Origin of the sequence: Hamadaea flava (assembly GCF_024172085.1) — a bacterium.
Classification (GTDB): Bacteria; Actinomycetota; Actinomycetes; order Mycobacteriales; family Micromonosporaceae; genus Hamadaea; species Hamadaea flava.
In genome coordinates, this window is record NZ_JAMZDZ010000001.1 from 8659905 (window position 1) to 8676466 (window position 16562).

11 protein-coding genes are annotated in these 16562 nt (G+C 71.7%); all 11 read left to right on the forward strand.

All coding sequences use genetic code 11. The features are described 5' to 3' along the window. Positions 1 to 213 precede the first annotated feature (213 nt). Genes HDA40_RS40300 through HDA40_RS40350 form a run of 11 tightly spaced genes read left to right on the forward strand, consistent with a single transcriptional unit; the run spans position 214 to position 16512 of the window. The gene (locus HDA40_RS40300; protein ID WP_253763347.1) at positions 214 to 1965 is read left to right on the forward strand and encodes an AfsR/SARP family transcriptional regulator; all 1752 of its coding nucleotides are present in this window, start codon (positions 214 to 216) and stop codon (positions 1963 to 1965) included. Next, entirely contained in the window at positions 1949 to 4021 is a 2073-nt protein-coding gene (locus HDA40_RS40305) for a TOMM precursor leader peptide-binding protein (RefSeq protein ID WP_253763348.1), read from the forward strand. Before HDA40_RS40300 ends, HDA40_RS40305 begins: the two co-directional genes overlap by 17 nt. Further along, positions 4018 to 5856 (forward strand): TOMM precursor leader peptide-binding protein, encoded by a 1839-nt coding sequence (locus tag HDA40_RS40310; protein ID WP_253763349.1) that lies wholly within the window; start codon positions 4018 to 4020, stop codon positions 5854 to 5856. Before HDA40_RS40305 ends, HDA40_RS40310 begins: the two co-directional genes overlap by 4 nt. Positions 5857 to 5865: 9 nt before the next feature. Then, on the forward strand, positions 5866 to 7461 hold the full coding sequence (locus HDA40_RS40315) for a nitroreductase family protein (RefSeq protein WP_253763350.1): 1596 nt from the start codon (positions 5866 to 5868) through the stop codon (positions 7459 to 7461). A gap of 7 nt (positions 7462 to 7468) precedes the next feature. Then, positions 7469 to 10183, forward strand: coding sequence for a lantibiotic dehydratase (locus HDA40_RS40320; protein WP_253763351.1), 2715 nt, complete (start codon positions 7469 to 7471; stop codon positions 10181 to 10183). Continuing rightward, positions 10176 to 11219 (forward strand): lantibiotic dehydratase C-terminal domain-containing protein, encoded by a 1044-nt coding sequence (locus HDA40_RS40325; RefSeq protein ID WP_253763352.1) that lies wholly within the window; start codon positions 10176 to 10178, stop codon positions 11217 to 11219. The genes HDA40_RS40320 and HDA40_RS40325 overlap by 8 nt, the downstream gene beginning before the upstream one ends. After that, on the forward strand, positions 11216 to 12370 hold the full coding sequence (locus HDA40_RS40330; RefSeq protein WP_253763353.1) for a metalloprotease: 1155 nt from the start codon (positions 11216 to 11218) through the stop codon (positions 12368 to 12370). Before HDA40_RS40325 ends, HDA40_RS40330 begins: the two co-directional genes overlap by 4 nt. Beyond that, the gene (locus HDA40_RS40335; RefSeq protein WP_253763354.1) at positions 12367 to 13290 is read left to right on the forward strand and encodes an ABC transporter ATP-binding protein; all 924 of its coding nucleotides are present in this window, start codon (positions 12367 to 12369) and stop codon (positions 13288 to 13290) included. Before HDA40_RS40330 ends, HDA40_RS40335 begins: the two co-directional genes overlap by 4 nt. Beyond that, positions 13287 to 14042 (forward strand): ABC transporter permease, encoded by a 756-nt coding sequence (locus tag HDA40_RS40340; protein WP_253763355.1) that lies wholly within the window; start codon positions 13287 to 13289, stop codon positions 14040 to 14042. Before HDA40_RS40335 ends, HDA40_RS40340 begins: the two co-directional genes overlap by 4 nt. Then, positions 14039 to 15955 (forward strand): TOMM precursor leader peptide-binding protein, encoded by a 1917-nt coding sequence (locus tag HDA40_RS40345; RefSeq protein ID WP_275979915.1) that lies wholly within the window; start codon positions 14039 to 14041, stop codon positions 15953 to 15955. The genes HDA40_RS40340 and HDA40_RS40345 overlap by 4 nt, the downstream gene beginning before the upstream one ends. A gap of 23 nt (positions 15956 to 15978) precedes the next feature. Continuing rightward, positions 15979 to 16512 (forward strand): hypothetical protein, encoded by a 534-nt coding sequence (locus HDA40_RS40350; protein ID WP_253763357.1) that lies wholly within the window; start codon positions 15979 to 15981, stop codon positions 16510 to 16512. Positions 16513 to 16562: the final 50 nt, after the last annotated feature.

The following is a 16562-nucleotide window of genomic DNA, read 5'->3' on the forward strand; positions in this document are numbered from 1 at the left end:
GAAGCGCCCTGAATGCGGCGTCGCGGCACGACCGAAGAGCGCGGTGGTGACAGTGACCGCATGGTTGTGCCAGCGCGGTGCACTGTCCAGTCAGCGGACCGTGGAAAGACGATTAGCGGTGATCTCCAACGCCTATTCGGGGCGCTGGAGGAATCCAATTTCGGCGAATTGCCGAGGCTTCGGCCCGCGCGGCGGCCATCGATGATCTTCCGGGTGCTGGGCCCGCTGGCGCTTGCCCATGGACCGGACTCGGTGGTGTTGCCGCCCTCTCGAGTCGCCAGCATGCTCGCGGCCCTGCTGCTGCGGCCCAACGAGATCGTCCCGGTGCCCTCCCTTCAGGAGGCGATCTGGGGAGACGACCAGCCGGCTGCCGCCAAGTCCGCACTGCAGACCTGCGCGATGCGGCTGCGCCAACTGTTCGTCCGGCACGCGATCATCGCCTCGGCCATCGAGACCGTGCCCGGTGGCTACCGGTTCTCCGCGACCGAGGAAACACTCGACCTGGTCCGCTTCCGGGAGATGGCGTCGGCCGCGCAGGCCGAGCCGCAGTCCGACCGGCAGCTGGTGCTGTTGGAGGGAGCCCTGGCCCTCTGGCGTGGCCCGTTGCTGGCCAACGTGCCGTCAGTGAGCCTGCATCGCGACGCGGTGCCCCGGCTCAACGAGGAGCGGCTGCGGGTTCTCGAACGGCTTTGCGAGCTGAAGATCCAGCTCGGCCTGGCACCTTCGGCGCTGGTGCAGCTGTGGGAGGAGACCCGAGCCTATCCGGGTAACGAACGGCTGGCCGAGCTGCTCATCGAGGCGCTCTACCGGACCGGTCGCCAGCCCGAGGCGCTGGCCGAGCACCGGCGAGTGAAGCGGTTCCTCGCCGAGGAACTAGGCGTGGACTTGGGGCCGCGGTTACGCCGGCTGGAACTCAGCATCCTCAACGGTGAGGAACGTGGTGACCTGGACAAGTCCGCAGGCGCCGACGCGGCACCGGCCGATCGAGGCCCACGGGTCGACTCGCCACAGGGTTTCGTCGGTCGCGCGGGCATCGTCGACAGCGTCAGCGCGTACCTGCGCGACGGTGCCGGCGTGGTGGTGCTGACCGGGCTGCCCGGGGTCGGCAAGACCGCATTGGCCCGGCGGGTCGCCGGCGGGATGGACGACGTGTTCCCGGCGGGGCAGCTGCTGGTGTCCATGCGCGGCGCCGACGCGACGCCGTTGGACGCCGCCAGACTGGCCGACCGGCTCGCGCGCTGGCCACGCGGCGCCACGACCCAGCGCGGCCTGTTGATCCTCGACGACGTGGACGACGTGCCGCAGGTCCTGGCCGGTGCGCACCTCTGGGCACCCGGTGACGCCGTCCTGCTCACCAGCCAGTTCAGCCTGGCCGGGGTGGTCGCCCGATTCGGCGGGCGGATCGAACGCGTCGGCGGTCTCAGCCCCGCCGAATCGGTGGCGTTGCTGGCCGCGCTCATCGGAGGAGAACGCGCCGATGCCGAGCCAGCCGCGGTCGCGGCGCTGGCCGAGCTGTGCGGCCATCTACCGCTGGCGTTGCGTGTCGCCGCCGCGCGGCTGATGACCAGGGCGACCGGCGTCGCCGAGTTCGTCGCCTGGGTACGCGAGAACCCGATCAGCCGGCTGACCCTGCCGGGCGACCCTGACATGGCGCTGCACGGCCGCCTGGAAACCGCGGTGAACCGGCTGCCACCACCGTTGGCCGACGCCGTGCTGCGGCTGCACGAGCTGGACCGGCTCGACCCGCGCACGGTGGCCGAGCGGCTGGCGATCACCCCTGACGCCGCCGAGGCGATCCTCGACCAGCTCGCCGACGCAAGCCTGCTCGACGCGTACGCCGGTCAATACCGGATGCGTGATCTGTTGCGCCTCTACTCGCGTGGCGCGCTGGACGGAAGGCGGCCGACCGGCGTCACGACCACCCTTCGGCCGCCGGAACGGAGCTCTGATGAGGAACGTGTTTGAGTCGGTCGCCGCCACCCGGCCACGGATCCGCCGGGACGTGCTGTTCACCGCCGCCTACGACGGCGTGCTGTTCCACAACTCATCGGGCGGCTTCAAAATCAGCGCTGCCAGTGGATACCGACTCGCCACGCTGATCGTGCCGCTGCTCGACGGGCGTCGAACCGTCGCGGAGATCTGCGCGAAGCTGCCGGACCCGCAACGTGCCATGGTCGGCGAGCTGGTCGGCGCGCTGCTGCAGCGCGACTTCGCGCGCGACGTCCCAGCCGATGAGGTGGACCCCGCCGAGCTGCTCGGCGCCGCGGTGGCCAAACAGTTCGCCAGCCAGCTCGGCTACCTCGACCACTATGCCAGCGGTGCGCCGCAGCGCTTCGCCGCCTTCCGCGACAGCACGGCAGCGGTCATCGGCAGCGGCCCGGTCGCGAGCACCTGCGCGCTGAGCCTGATCCGCAACGGCATGGCTCAGGTCGCCCTCGTCGGCGACAGCGACGGCGCAGCCGAGGCCGAGGCCGCCGAGCTGTCCGCGGGCGGCGTACCGGCAGCCGTGGTCGGCATCGACCCCGCAGACGGTGAGCCCACCTGGACCGACCTCAAGGGCGTCGACGTCGTCCTGCTCGCCGACGAGGGCGCCGCGCGCCGCGCACACGCCCTGTTGGCGACCGGGATCCCAGCGGGCCGCACGGTCGTGCCCATGTGGATGTTCGGTTCGCGGGCGATCATCGGCCCGGCATGCGGTGCGGGCCGTACCGGGTGCTGGTACTGCGCGATGCTCCGGTTGACGAGCAACGACTCCGGCACGGCGGCGGCCGAGATCTGGCGTGGCATCGCCGTGCCTGCGACGTCGCCGACCATTACGGGCCCGCAGGGCCCGCCGGCGGCGATGATCGGCAACCTGCTGGCGTTCGAGGCGTTCCGGCTGCTCACCGGCGCGTTGCCCGCCGAGACCGACGGCAAGGTGATCATCCAGGAACTGGAGTCCCTCGACGTGGTCAGCGAACGACTGCTGCCGCATCCCGCGTGCGTGTACTGCGTCCAGGAACCGCCGCAGCTCACGCCCGTGCCCCTCGACGTGGCCCCGGCGGATCAGGACGTCGATGCGCAGGCCGCCGAGCTGTCGGCCCGCGACGGGCTCCTGCAACCCTCGGCTGGGGTGTTCCAGCGTTATCAGGACGAGGAGTGGGAGCAGACACCGGTCAAGATCGGCACAGTCCGGTTCACCGACCCGGCCGGTACGCCGCGGATGGTCAGCGCATTCGACGTTCATCACCTCGTCGGCGCGCGGACTCGGGCGCTGGCCGCGGCTGCGGTCGCGTACGCCGATCGGTTGACCACGCGATCTGACGCGGCCCCCGTCATCGGACGTTCGCTGGTGGACGGAACCGCCGTCGAGGTGCCGCGCGCGCTCGTGGAGCCGTTCGGCCCGGCCAACGCCGATCGTCAGGTCGAACCCAGCCGAGCCGGAGCTGGAGCCGGGTTCACCGCCGCCGCCGCGATCCGGGACGCGCTCGCCTCGGCGCTCGCGTTCACCGCGCTGCAGAACGCCATCGCCGGCACGGCACCGCTGCTCGTGCCGCTGGACACCCTCGGCGACGATGCTGAGCTGCGCTTCCTGGTGAGGTCCGCGGCCAACCTGGACGTCGCGGTGCAGCTGCTCGACCTTGGCTCGGCGACGCCCGGCGGTGCGTACACGTTGCTTGCCCGCTGCACGCAGGCGCACAACGACGGGAGACTGTGGACACTCGCGGCCGCGCCGTCCTGGCGAGACGCGGCCGTCCGTGCCTTGTGCGACCTGGTCGGGCAGGTGCAGCTGCGACAGCAGGCCGAGGCGGCGTCGATGACCGGCGACGACCCGATCCTCACCGACTTCGACGCCGACACCCTCGTCGTCGACGGCGAGGTGCCGGCGCGGCTCGACGCCCACGGCACCTGGCAGGCCGTCCTGGACCGGCTGGCGCAGACCGGCGCCGCCGCGGTGGCCGTGCCGCTCGGCGGTGCGGATCTGCCGACCGGCGGCCTGGTCGTGACCCGGGTGGCGCTGCTGGACAGAGCCCGCGGATGAGTTCGCCCGTTCTGGACCACGGCCGCCGGATCATCGCGGCGATGAGCGACCTGCTGCCCGCCGAGGACGCGGATTGCGCAGTGCACCCACTGGGCCTGCGTGACGAGCGGGCCGACGGGGCGGTGCCGCCGGCCGCGTGGGTGCTGCTCTACGGCAGGCATGCCCTGCTCGCGGGGCGCACCGGCTGCACCGGCTGCCTGGCCCGCCGATGGCAGGCGGTACGCCCGCCAGAGCTGCGCGAGGCGCTGGAGTCCGGCGGCCAGACGTCGGCCGCCGGCGACTGGCCGTATGCCACGCCGTTCGTCACCGACGCACTGCGGGCGCTCCGGGCTGCCACGGCCACCACGACCGCCGTCTACGACCTGGACGTCGAGACATTGCGAGTCGTCAGCGTGCCGTTGATTCCCGACGCGGACTGCCCGACCTGCGGCGGGGCGCCGCCGGACGCGCCCATCCCGCCTGAGCTGGGATCGATACCCAAAAGCGCGCCGGACTCCTTTCGCAGCCGCGAGGTGGCGAGCTATCCGCTGGACCCGGCGGCTCTGGTCAACCCGGTCTGCGGACCGCTCGGCGCGGCGCTGTGGCCCGACCTGGCCTCGACCACGACCGCCCCGGTCCACGGGATGTTCCACCCCCGCGCGGCCGACCATCTCCGCGAGATGCTGTTCGGCGGACACGCCGACGGGTACGCCCGCAGCACTCGCCTGGGCCTGCTGGAGGGCTTGGAACGGCACGCCGGCCTGCGGCCCCGGGCACGGCGTACCACCGTCGTGGCGGCCCTGGACGAACTCGGCGCGGATGCGCTCGACCCACGGGCATGCGGAACCTATGACGACCGGTTCTACGAGCTCAACCCCCACATCAGACGGTTCACCGCCGACCGGCCGATCCCGTGGGTGTGGGGATGGTCGCTGCGTGACACGCGGCCGGTCCTGGTCCCCGAAGTCGTCGCCTACTACCACTGCGCGCCGCTGGCCGAGCGATTCGTGCAGGAGAACTCCAGCGGCTGTGCGTCCGGCGGCAGCCTGGTCGAAGCCGTCTACCACGGGCTGATGGAGGCCGTCGAACGCGACGCGTTCGTGCTGGCCTGGTACACCGCACGCGGCCTGCCCGAGATAGACCCCGCCACCAGCACCCGCGCCCGGACCAGGATCATGGTCGACCGCCTGGCGATGTACGGCTACCGGGCCCGGTTCTTCGACGCCCGGTGCACCTTCGACATCCCGGTCGTCACCGCGGTCGCCGAACGCGTGGACGGCGGCTTCGGCGCACTGGCCTTCGGCGGCGGCGCGAGCCTGGATCCGGAGACCGCGATGGCCGCCGCCCTGTGCGAGATCGCGTCGGACGCACCCCTGGCCGGTGCCCGCGCCATCACCGACGAGCCCCGGCTGCGGGAGATGGTCGACGACTACGACAAAGTGTGGCGGTTGCACGACCACCCGCTCCTGTACGCGCTGCCGCAGATGCGCCGGCACGCCGCGTTCCTGCTCGACGGCGGCGACCCGCCGCGGCCGATGCGCGAGATCTACGCCGATCCGAGGCCGGCCCCGCCGCTGGCCGATGACCTGCACGAGGACCTCGAGCGGTGTGTGCGGGCCGTCACCGGCCACGGCTTCGACGTGATCGTCGTCGACCAGACCACGCCCGAGCAGCGCCCTCTCGGCCTGCACACCGCCTGCGTGCTGGTGCCCGGACTGCTGCCGATCGACTTCGGCTGGAGCCGCCAGCGCGCCCTGACCATGCCCCGCCTGCGCACCGCCCATCGGCTCGCCGGGCTGACCGAGCACGACCTCAGCGACGACGACATCCACCCCGTCCCGCACCCCTACCCGTGAGGTGAGGCGATGACCACCAGCCACGACGGTTACGCATACCAGTACGCGACCATGGTCCTGCAACGAAACCGCGTACCCATGGAGCCGGTCGGGTTCGAGCCGAACTGGCCCGACAAGCCGAGGCCGACCAAGCACTACCCGGGCGCCCTGGCCATTCCGCTACCCGATGCGCCTCCGCCCGCCTCCGCCACCGTCGACGCCGGCCTCGATCCGGATCCGGCGGACGGCCGGTTCACCCTGCCGGTGCTGGGCGCGATGTTGCGCGACTCGTACGGTCTGCTCGGTCGCCGCCTGGCGATCCAGGCCAACACCGACGTGCACGGCTACCCGTGGTACGCACGCGCCAACTGGCACCGGGGCACCGCGTCCGGCGGCGGGCTCTACCCGTGCAGCATCTATTGGGTCGCCGGTCCGGGCGCCGGCCCCTGTCCCGGCATCTACCACTATGGCTGCCGGCCGCACGCCATGCAGCGGCTGCTCGCCGGCGACGTCACCCCGGCGGTGCGGGCAGCCCTGGGCGACTCGACCGACGCCACCCAGTTCCTCGTCGTGGGGGTCAAGTACTGGGCGAACGCGTTCAAATACAACAGCTTCGCGTACCACGCGGTGTCGATGGACGTCGGGACGCTACTGCAGACCTGGCGGATGTGGGCCGCCAGCGACGGCCGGCGCATCGAACCACGGTTCTGGTTCGACCAGGCCGCCCTCGGCCGCCTGCTCGGCCTGCCGGCCGACGAGGAAGGACTGTTCGCCGTGGTGCCGCTGACCTGGGCGCCCACCCGTGGCGGCACGATCCGGCCTGCTGCGGCGGTGCCCGGCACGGTCGCGGTGCACCGGCGTGACCAGGAGAAATCTCGGGTGGTGCACAGCTTCGAGGCGACCGAGCGTCTGCACCGCGAGACCGCGCTGGCCGCTCCGGACCGGCCCGTTGCAGGGGCGCTGGCCGCCGCGGCGGCCAGCGCAGCACCCGATGGCGACCGCGTTCCGCTGCCTCCGCCGAGCCCGCTGAACACCCCGATCCGTGCCGCGCTACGTCGGCGCCGCAGCAGCTTCGGCCGGTTCGACGCCACCGTGCCGATGACGCAAGCGGATCTCGCCGCCCTGCTCACCGCCGCGTCGGCCGGGCAGCCGCCGACCGAGTCGGCGGCCAAGGGTGACGGGCGGCTCGCCAAGTTCTACCTGTTCGCCAACCACGTGCAGGGCCTGCCGGCGGGCAGCTACGAGTACGACCCGGCGGGCCACGGGCTGCGGCCGGTGCAACTGGGGCCGCAAGGCGCGTTCCTGCAGCGCAACTACTTCCTGCCGAACTACAACCTGGAGCAGGCGGCGGTCGTGCTGGTGCCCACGATCCGCGCCGGCGCGGTCCTCGACGAGGTCGGCGCACGGGGCTACAACGTCGTCAACGCCACGATCGGCGCGATCGCGCAGACCTGCTACACCGCAGCGGCGTCGCTGAATCTCGGCTGCGGCGTCGCGCTCGGCTTCGACGGCGTGTCCTACCTGGAGCAACTCGGCTTGACCGGCACGGACGAGATGCCCCTGCTCATCATGCTCGCCGGGCACGAGCGGGCGCAGGGCAGCGACTACCGGTACGAGCTGCGGTGAGGCGGCGATGACGATCCTGCACGACACCACCGCGCTGGCCGTGCCGCCGGCCCGCCAGCTCGGCCGGTATTTCGCGGTCCGCGTCGGCGGCCTGCCCTACGGCACCGTGTCGGTCCTGGCCTGCCCGCGTGCGGCTGGGCACGCGCAGGCACTGCTCGATCTGGAGGCCGAGCTGTCCGACCTGGCCGGGCCGCTCGGGGACCTGTTGCACCAGATCATCGGCGCTGACGACGACAACCTGTCCCGGCGGCGGCTACTGGCACTGCGCCGGCAGGTGTTCCACGGGACCATGCCCACGGACCCGCAGGCCGCGTTGGCCGCTGTCGCCGCCCATCCCGACGCGATCGGCCCCGTGCGTGAGTGGCTGGCCCGGCGCGAGCAAGCCGACGTCCAACTGCGTGAGCTGGACACCGTGCTGGCGGACGAGGTGGCTGCCGCGCGCGACGGACTGTGGCGGCTGTCCGGCGACCCGCGGTTACGGGCGGGCATCCAGATCGCCTCGCCCGCGCTGGACGAGCAGTTGGTGGCGTTGGCCGGCCGCGACGGTGCGCCGCCGCCGGCCAAGAAGCTGCGCCGGGTCGAACGCTCGATCGTGTCCTACCTCTACCGGGCCGCCTGCAAGACCAGCCCGTTCAGCTCGTTCACCGCGGTCGGGGCGGGCGTCTTCGACGACACGGCGACTGGGCCTGAGCCTTCGATCGCGACGTCGCCGCGGTCGTACGCCCGGCTCAACGTCGTGGCGCTGGCCAGGATCGTGGACGCGGTCTGCGCCGATCCGGGCCGCCGGGGCGACTTGCCGGTGGTGCTGAGCCCCGGCCTCCGGCAGGATCCCGGCCGCGTGCGCTACGTCCGGCATTGGGTCACCACCGGCGACGACAGCGCCGCGGTCAGCTTCGACTCCATTCAGGACGGCCTGTTCTACCTCCGCCGGAGCGGCCTGCTCGACGCGCTGACCGCGTTGTTGACCGACGGCCGCGCGGTGCGCTGCGCCGAACTGTCCGCCTGGCTGCAGGAACGGACCGCGGCCGGGCCGCAGCGCTGCGAGGAATACCTCTCGATCCTGTTGCGCCTGGGCATTCTGCAGCTCGCCGGGCTCACCATCGACGTGCACGCGCCAGACCCGCTCACCCAGCTCCGCGACTTCCTCGCCGAGCTCCGCGAACCGTGGGCCGTCGACCTGGCCCATCGGCTCGCCGAGCCGATCGCGTTGCTGACCGCGTTCCGAGACGAGGATCTGGCCGGGCGTCGCCTGACCCTGCGCCGCCTGCGGGAGGCACTGCGCGAAGTCCAGGCCGAGCTGGGTACGCAGGACGCGTCGTTGCCGCAGTCCCTCGTCTACGAGGACTGCCGGGTTCCCGGCGAGGCGGCGATGCCGGCCGGCTCCTGGCAGCGGCTGGCCGCGACGGACCTCGCCGCCGTCGAGGCCGTGCTGCCCACGTTCGACCTGACGCTGCCGCACCGGATCACCTTCCACGGGTTCTTCCTGGCCCGCTACGGCGCCGGTGGCCGCTGCGACGATCTGCTGCGGCTGGTCGAGGACTTCCACGAGGACTTGTACGACCAGTACGTGTCGAGCACCGCGGAGCTGCGGCCGTTCACCGAGGACGGGACGTACCGGCCGGAGGAGAACTGGCTCGGCCGGCCGGAGCTGGACCGGCTGGACCAGGCCCGGAAGGACCTGGTGGCGTACGTGCGGGGGGCTGTGCAGGCCGACGCCGGGGCGGCGGAGATCCGGCTGGACCCGGCCCGGCTGCACACGATCGGCGGCGGCCTGCGGGACCTGTTCGGCGGATTCCGGCCGCAGTCCCATCTCGTCCAGCCGGCTCAGGGCCCCGCCGGCCCGCTGGTGGTGCTGAACCAGTCGCTGGGCGGGCTGTCGTTCCCGTTCAGCCGGTTCACCCACTGCTTCGACGACGCCACACCGCCGCTGTCGCCGCGCCTGCGTACGGCCGCCACGGAAGCGGCCCCGCCCGGCGCGGTGTTCGCCGAGGTGACCGGTGGCCCGGCGACCACCAACCTGAACCTGCACGCGCAGTTGACCGACTACGTCGTCGTCTGTCCGGGAGACAGCAGCGTCGTCCCGCCGGCGGCCCGCCTGCCCCTCGACGACCTCTACCTGTGCCACGACATCGGCGCCGACCGGGTCGTGCTGCGCTCGCGTCGGCTCGACCGGGAGGTGATCCCGGTGTACCTGGGCTATCTCGTCCCGATGGCGTTGCCGCAGCTGCACCGCACACTTCTGCTGCTGTCGCCGACGTCGCTGGCCCCGCTGGACATCTGGCGCGGGGTGCCCGCGACCCCGGATGCCGACGGCGTCACCCGGCGTCCGCGAGTCCGCGCCGGACAGGTGGTGCTCAGCCGCCGCAGCTGGTCGGTGGACGCGTCCGCACTGCCGGTACGCCGTGACGGCGACACCGACGCCGACTGGTTCCTGGGCTGGCAGCGGTGGCGGCGCGCACACGGCCTGCCGGCCGAGTTGTTCGCGACCGTCCATCCGGCCGGGGGCCGAGCCGGGCAGCGCCCCAAGCCGCAGTACGTCGACTGCTCGGCCTATCTGTCGCTGGTCGCCCTGGAAGCGCTGATCGCCGGCGGTGCCGGCCGTGTCGTGTTCCGCGAGATGCTGCCGGGCCGCGACGACCTCCACGGCATCGGCGGGCACGTCACCGAGTACGTCATCGAGACCTTCCCCATCGCCCCCACCTCCGGAGCCGACCGTGACTGAACAACCCTCCGCCGATGCCGGGTCGTGGCTCGGCATCCACATCTTCTACGGCGCCAACGCCCGCCCCATGGTGGTCGACTGCATCCGGCCGCTGGTCGACGAGCTGACGGCGCAGGGCCTGCTGGATCGCTACTTCTTTCTGAACTACTGGATGGAGGGGCCGCATGTGCGCTTGCGGCTCAAACCCAGCTCAGCCGCGGCCGAGCCCGCAGTACGCGCTGCCGCCGACGCGGCCGTGCAGCGATTCCTGACCGCCCGGCCGGCCTTGTACGAAATGGACGGTGGCTTCCGCGGGGAGCTGCACGACATGCTCTTCAAGCTGGAGTATCCGCAGGGCGGGCCGGAGACGCTGCTGGGCGCGGACGGGCGGCCCGCCATGCAGCCCAACAACTCGTTCGCCTACCGCCCCTATGAGCCCGAGTACGGCAAGTACGGCGGCGCGAGCGGTGTGGAGCTGGCCGAGTGGCACTTCCAGTACTCCAGCGACGTGGTCATCGACATGGTCGCCACGATGAACCTGCATCTGCGGCCGGTGACGCTGGGCTCCGCGGCCCAGCTGATGGTCGTCACCGCGGCCACGTTCCTGCCTGGCCGGGAAGACCTGGTCGCGTTCTTCGACTCCTACCACGACTTCTGGCATCAGGCGTTCGGCGGCACCGGTTTCGTCGACGACATCGACTACGAGCGCATGTACGACCGGATGTCCGCCGAGTTGGGGCGTCGCTTCGAACCCACCCTTGCCGCATTGGAATGTGGTCAGCTGCACCGCCTGCCGGAGTTCCTGCGCGGCTGGGCGGTGCATGTCGCTCAGCTGCGCGACCGGGTGGCGGAGCTGGCGGTGGCAGGCGAGCTGACGTTCGCCTTCCCCGAGGGCGCGGCACCGGTCACCGTCACCGACCCGCACGCGGCGAAGGTCCGGCTGTTGTCGCCGTACGTGCACATGACCAACAACCGGCTGTACGTGACGCTGCGCGATGAGGCGTACCTGGCGTACCTGGTCGGCAGGTCGCTGCGGGAGACGGCGGCGGCACGGTGACCGCGACGGAGCTGCCCAAGACCCAGCAGCCGCGCGTACGACCGGACTTGCTGATCTCGCGGGAGCTGGGCCGCGGACCGGACCGGATCCACCTGCTGAAGGCGCCCGGCGGCGCGACGTTCGAGGTGTCGCCCAAGGAGCGGTTCGTGATCAGCCGGCTGAACGGGCTGCTGAGCATGGCGGAGATCGGCGACCAGTACGCGGCGCGGTTCGCCCGGCGGCTCGGCCCGGCCCAATGGTCGCAGCTGTTGTGGGCGCTGGGCCAGCGAGAGCTGCTGGACACCGGCGGCCCACCAGTGGCGCCGATCAGGCAGCGGCCCGCCCTGCGGCGGCTGGCCGAGGTGAGCAGGTGGATCTTCACCGGTCCAACCGGCGTGGTCCTGGCCGCCGGGCTGCTGGCGATGTACGCCTGCCTGGCACCCGCGGTCCCGCGACTGTGGCGCGATGCGACCGGAGCGTTCGGCGACTGGCGGTCGATGCTGATGATGGGCGCGTTGACCTACCTCAGCGCGATGCTGCACGAGTTGGCGCATGCCGTCGCGGCAACCCGGTTCGGCTGCGCCGCGGTGCGGATCAACCTGGTGGCGTTGAGCTGCAAGGTCGAGGACTATCCGTTCCTGCCTTCGCGCGTACAGCAGGTCGTCGTGGCTGCGGCCGGGGGTGTGCTCAACAGCGTTCTGGTGGTGCCGTTCGCAGTGGCGTGGCCGCTGCTGCCGCCGGGTTCGGCCGGACGCTCTTTCGCTGCCGCGGCGGTGCTCTGCGGCGCGGTGCAAAGCCTGGTCAACTTCGTGCCGGTGGCTCCGCTGGACGGCTACAAGATGCTCAGCCACCTGCTCGGCCTGGTGTCGCTCGGCCCGGAGAGCCGCCGCTACCTGTGGTCGCGTCCGCGTAAGTGGCTTACCGGGCGGGGCCTGCCCTACCCCCGATCCGCCCGGATCGCGCTCGGGCTGTACGGCCTGGCCTGGCATACGGCGACGGCAGCAGCCGCCACCCTCGTCGTGTACGCCGCCGGGAGCCTGCTGGCGCCGTTCCTCGGCCCGGCCGGGTACGCCGGGTCGGCGGCGGTCGTCGTGCTCACGCTCACCCTGTGGCTCACCGCCCGGCCGCCGCGCCCGGTGCGAGCCGGATCGACCCAACAACCAGTTATGTGAGAGGCGAGGAGATGCCAGCAACCGCAGAACCAGCGATCGAGGTCGTCGGGCTCGGCAAGGCGTACGGGAAGGTGCGTGCCGTCGACGACGTGTCGCTCACCGTCCCACGCGGGGAGTTCATCGGCCTGCTCGGGCCCAACGGCGCGGGAAAGACCACCCTCATCGAGATCGTCGAAGGGCTTCGGGTGCCGGATACCGGCACCGTGACCGTACTGGGTCACCGCCCACACCCGCGCAACCTGGCGCTGCTGCCGCTCATCGGCGTGCAGACGCAGCAGTCGGCGTTCTTTCCGCATCTGACCGCCCGCGAACATGTCGAGACGGTCGCCGCGTTCTACGGCCGCGGCCGCGCCGACGCCGAGCGGGCGTTGGCACAGGTGGGCCTGACGGATTCGGCCGACGCACGGGTGGCCAGGGTGTCCGGTGGCCAACGCCAGCGGCTGGCCGTCGCCTCGGCGCTGGTGCACCAGCCTGAAGTGATCTTCCTGGACGAGCCGACCGGCGCGCTGGATCCGCAGGCGCGCCGCGACCTGTGGTCGATGCTGCGCGAGCTGAAGGGCGAGGGCAAGACCATCGTCTACACGACCCACCATCTGGAGGAGGCCGAGGCGCTGTGCGACCGGGTGGCCATCCTGCACCAGGGGAGGGTCGTGGCGCTGGACTCGCCGCGTGACCTGATCAATCGGGCCGAGCTGGGCAGCCAGGTACTGGTGCCGGCTGGGCGGATCGCACCGGAGCTGGCCGGTCGGCTCGACGGGGTGGACGCGGTCACCGTCGCCGACGGCACCGTGACCCTGCACACCCAGCAGCTGACCCGGGTGCTGGCGGCGCTGGGCGCCAGCACCGAACTGGACGGTGTGCAGACCCGGGCGGCCACGCTCGAGGACGTCTACCTGGACCTGATCGGAGCGCAATCATGACCGTCTTCGCCGCCCTGACCCGGGCCTCGATCAAGGCGAACACCCGCGACGCGGTGACGATCTTCTTCACCTTCGCGTTCCCCCTGGTGTTCCTCGTCATCTTCGGCCTCATCTTCCGTGGCCAGAAGGTCGTGGAGACCGGCAACGGTTATATCGACTTCATCGCCCCCGGTCTGCTGTCGTGGGGCCTGGCCAACGCGGCGTCGTTCGGGGTCTCGTTCACGTTGATGCAGTGGCGCCGCGACGACCTGCTGCGCCTGATCCGGCTCACCCCGGCCCGGCTGTCCGAGGTGGTGCTGTCGCGACTGGTCATCGCCGCCATCATCGGCCTGGCTCAGTGTCTGCTGTTCATCGGTGTGGCGACCATCCCGCTGTTCGGCATGCACGTCTCGGGTCGCTGGCCGCTCGCGTTGCCGATGATGCTGCTGGGGGTCACCACCTTCCTGGGGCTCGGCCTGATCATCGGGGCGGTCTCGAACACCCCGGAGGCGGTCAGCGCCATCGGCAACTGCGTCGTCATCCCCATGGCGTTCCTGTCCGGCTCGTTCATCCCCGTCGAGCTGATGCCCGAATGGCTGCGCACCGTGTCGAACGCGATGCCCATGCGCCATCTGCTCGACGGCCTGGTCTACGCGCTGGCCGGGGCCGGCGAGGCGCGGGACTACGGCATCGCCTGCCTGGTCCTGGCCGGGTTCACGATCGTGTTCACCGGCATCGGACTGCGGATGTTCCGGTGGAGCAACAACGTATGAGCGGCGCGAAGGCGACCGTGGCCGGGCCCGGCGCACCCCTGGGTGCGGCCGTGGCCCGGCTCCAGCTCGCACTCGACGAGCGCTGGTCGGCCCGCCCGCCGACGGACATGGCCGCCCCGGCGGTGGTGGCGCTGGGAGCCGGCGACCTCAGACACGGAGCCGACCCGGCCCGCCGCCACGCCAACGTGCATCTGTCCGCCGGCGCGGTGTACCTCGGGCCGTGGGGCGACGGCGGCCAGACTCCGGCGTGCGGGCATTGCTTCGGCATCCGCTGGCAGCGGCTGCGCGGACGGACCGAACGCGATGCGCTGGAGATCGGCACCGGCGGAACATCGGTCGGCGACTGGCCTGACCTGATGCCGTACCACGTGGATTCGGTGTGGCAGCTGTTCACCATGCTCGCTGGGGGAGCGCCGACCGTCGGCGCGTACCTCGATCCTGACAGCGACGGGCTGAGCCGGGTGACCGCGCTGGATTTGGACAGCCTGCGCACTGTCACCGCGCCGCTGCTGGCCGAGCCCCTGTGCCCCGGCTGCGGGACCGCGCCGGCCGACGGCCCGCCCGCGTTCGAACCGGTGCGGCCTCGCCCCAAGCCGGACCCCACCCGCTACCGGTTGCACGAGGTACGCGACTACCGCCTGCCCACCGGTGCGCTGGTCAACCCGGTGTGCGGGGCCATCGGAGCCGGGGCCTTGATGGACCCGACCATGCCGACCACCGCCGCGGTGACCGGTGGTGTCTTCGTCCGCGGCTACGCCGGGTTGCTCGACGTCGCCTGGAGCGGGCACGCCAACTCCTACGCGGACAGCCTGCGCCTGGCGTACCTGGAAGGGCTGGAGCGCTACGCCGGGACACACCGGCGACGCTTCGGCCCGCCGCTGGTCGCAGCGTACGCCGACGTCGTCGACCAGGCACTGGATCCGGTCTCCTGCGGGGTCTACACCGCACAGACCTACGACACCGATCCGCTCGTGCAGCGCTTCGATCCGAGCCGGCCGATTCCGTGGGTCTGGGGCCACGTCGTGCGTACCGGCGCGCCGATCCTGGTGCCCCGGCGGTTCTGCTACTACAGCTCCGGCGCGCCCGGGGACAACTTCGTGCTGTCGTCCTCCAGCGGCTGCGCCACCGGCGGCTGTCTGGAGGAGGCCGTCCTCTACGGGCTGCTGGAGCTCATCGAACGGGACGCGTTCGTGCTCGGCTGGTACGCCGGGAGCCGCCCGCCGCGTATCGATCTCGACTCGTGCGCCAGCACGCCGATCCGCACCATGGTCGACCGTGGCAGGCTGTCCGGCTACGACGTGTTGGCCTTCGACAGCCGGACGGACCTCACCGTGCCGGTGGTGACGACGCTGGCGGTACGCCGCGACGGCGGCCCCGGTCTGCTGGCGTTCGCGGCAGGGGCGCACCTTTCCCCGGAACGGGCGGTCGCCGCTGCCCTGTGCGAAACGCTGACCTACATTCCGGTGAAGGCGGTCACCACCCGGCGCAGGCGCGCCGAACTGGAAGCCATGGCCGAGGACTATTCGCTGGTCCAGACCGTGCACGACCACGCCGACCTGTTCGGGTTGCCGCGTATGCGCGAGCACGCCGAGGACTATGTGGCCGAACGCCCGGCGCTGCCGATGGCCGAGTGCTACGGACCGCCCGCGGCGGCCGCCCCCGATCTGAGCCAGGACCTGCAGCGCGTGCTCGACGAGCTGTTCGCCCGAGGACTCGAGGTGATCGTCGTCGACCAGACCACCCCCGAGCAACTGGCCATGGGCCTGCGCACGGTGTGCACCATCGTGCCGGGCCTGCTGCCGATCGACTTCGGCTGGCGACGCCAGCGCGCCCTCACCATGCCCCGGCTGGGCGCGTACATCGAGGCTTTGGGCGGGACCGGACCCCGGCTGGTGCCCCATCCGTTTCCATAGACAGATGCCGGTATGCTGCTGCGGTGACCGCAGACCACCTTCGTGACGTCGTCATGACCGGGGCGATCTTCGCATTAGCGACCGCGGTCTGGTTCGGCTGGGCCTTGGAGCACCCGCCGCGATCCTGGCGACCGTGGCTCTTCGCCGGGGTGGGCCTCGGCTACGCGTTGCTTGCCGTCGGCATCGTCCTGGCCGTGCGGCACTGGCACGACGGCACGGTCTTCGACGCAGCCACGGGCAAGCGGACCGGCGTCGTCGTCGGTGTCGAGTTCGCGGCCTGCGGCATAGGCGCGGCAGTGCTCGCCATCCGGCGTCGCCGTGAACTGATCCCCGTCTGGATCGCCTTCGTGGTCGGCGTGCACTTCTTCCCGCTCGCCGCGATCATCGGTTATCCCCTGATCTACGCCGTCGGCGCGGCGACCACCGCCGTGGCGCTGGCCGCGGTCCCGGTGGCCCGTCGGCGTACGCTGCCGGTCAGCGCCCTCAACGGTGCGGGCATGGGATTGGCGCTGCTACTCGGGTCCACGGTGGCGCTGACCACCGCACTGCTCTGGTGACCCGTCGACCTGCCGCGCGGTAGGTAGGGCGCTCTTGCGCCGGGCACGGG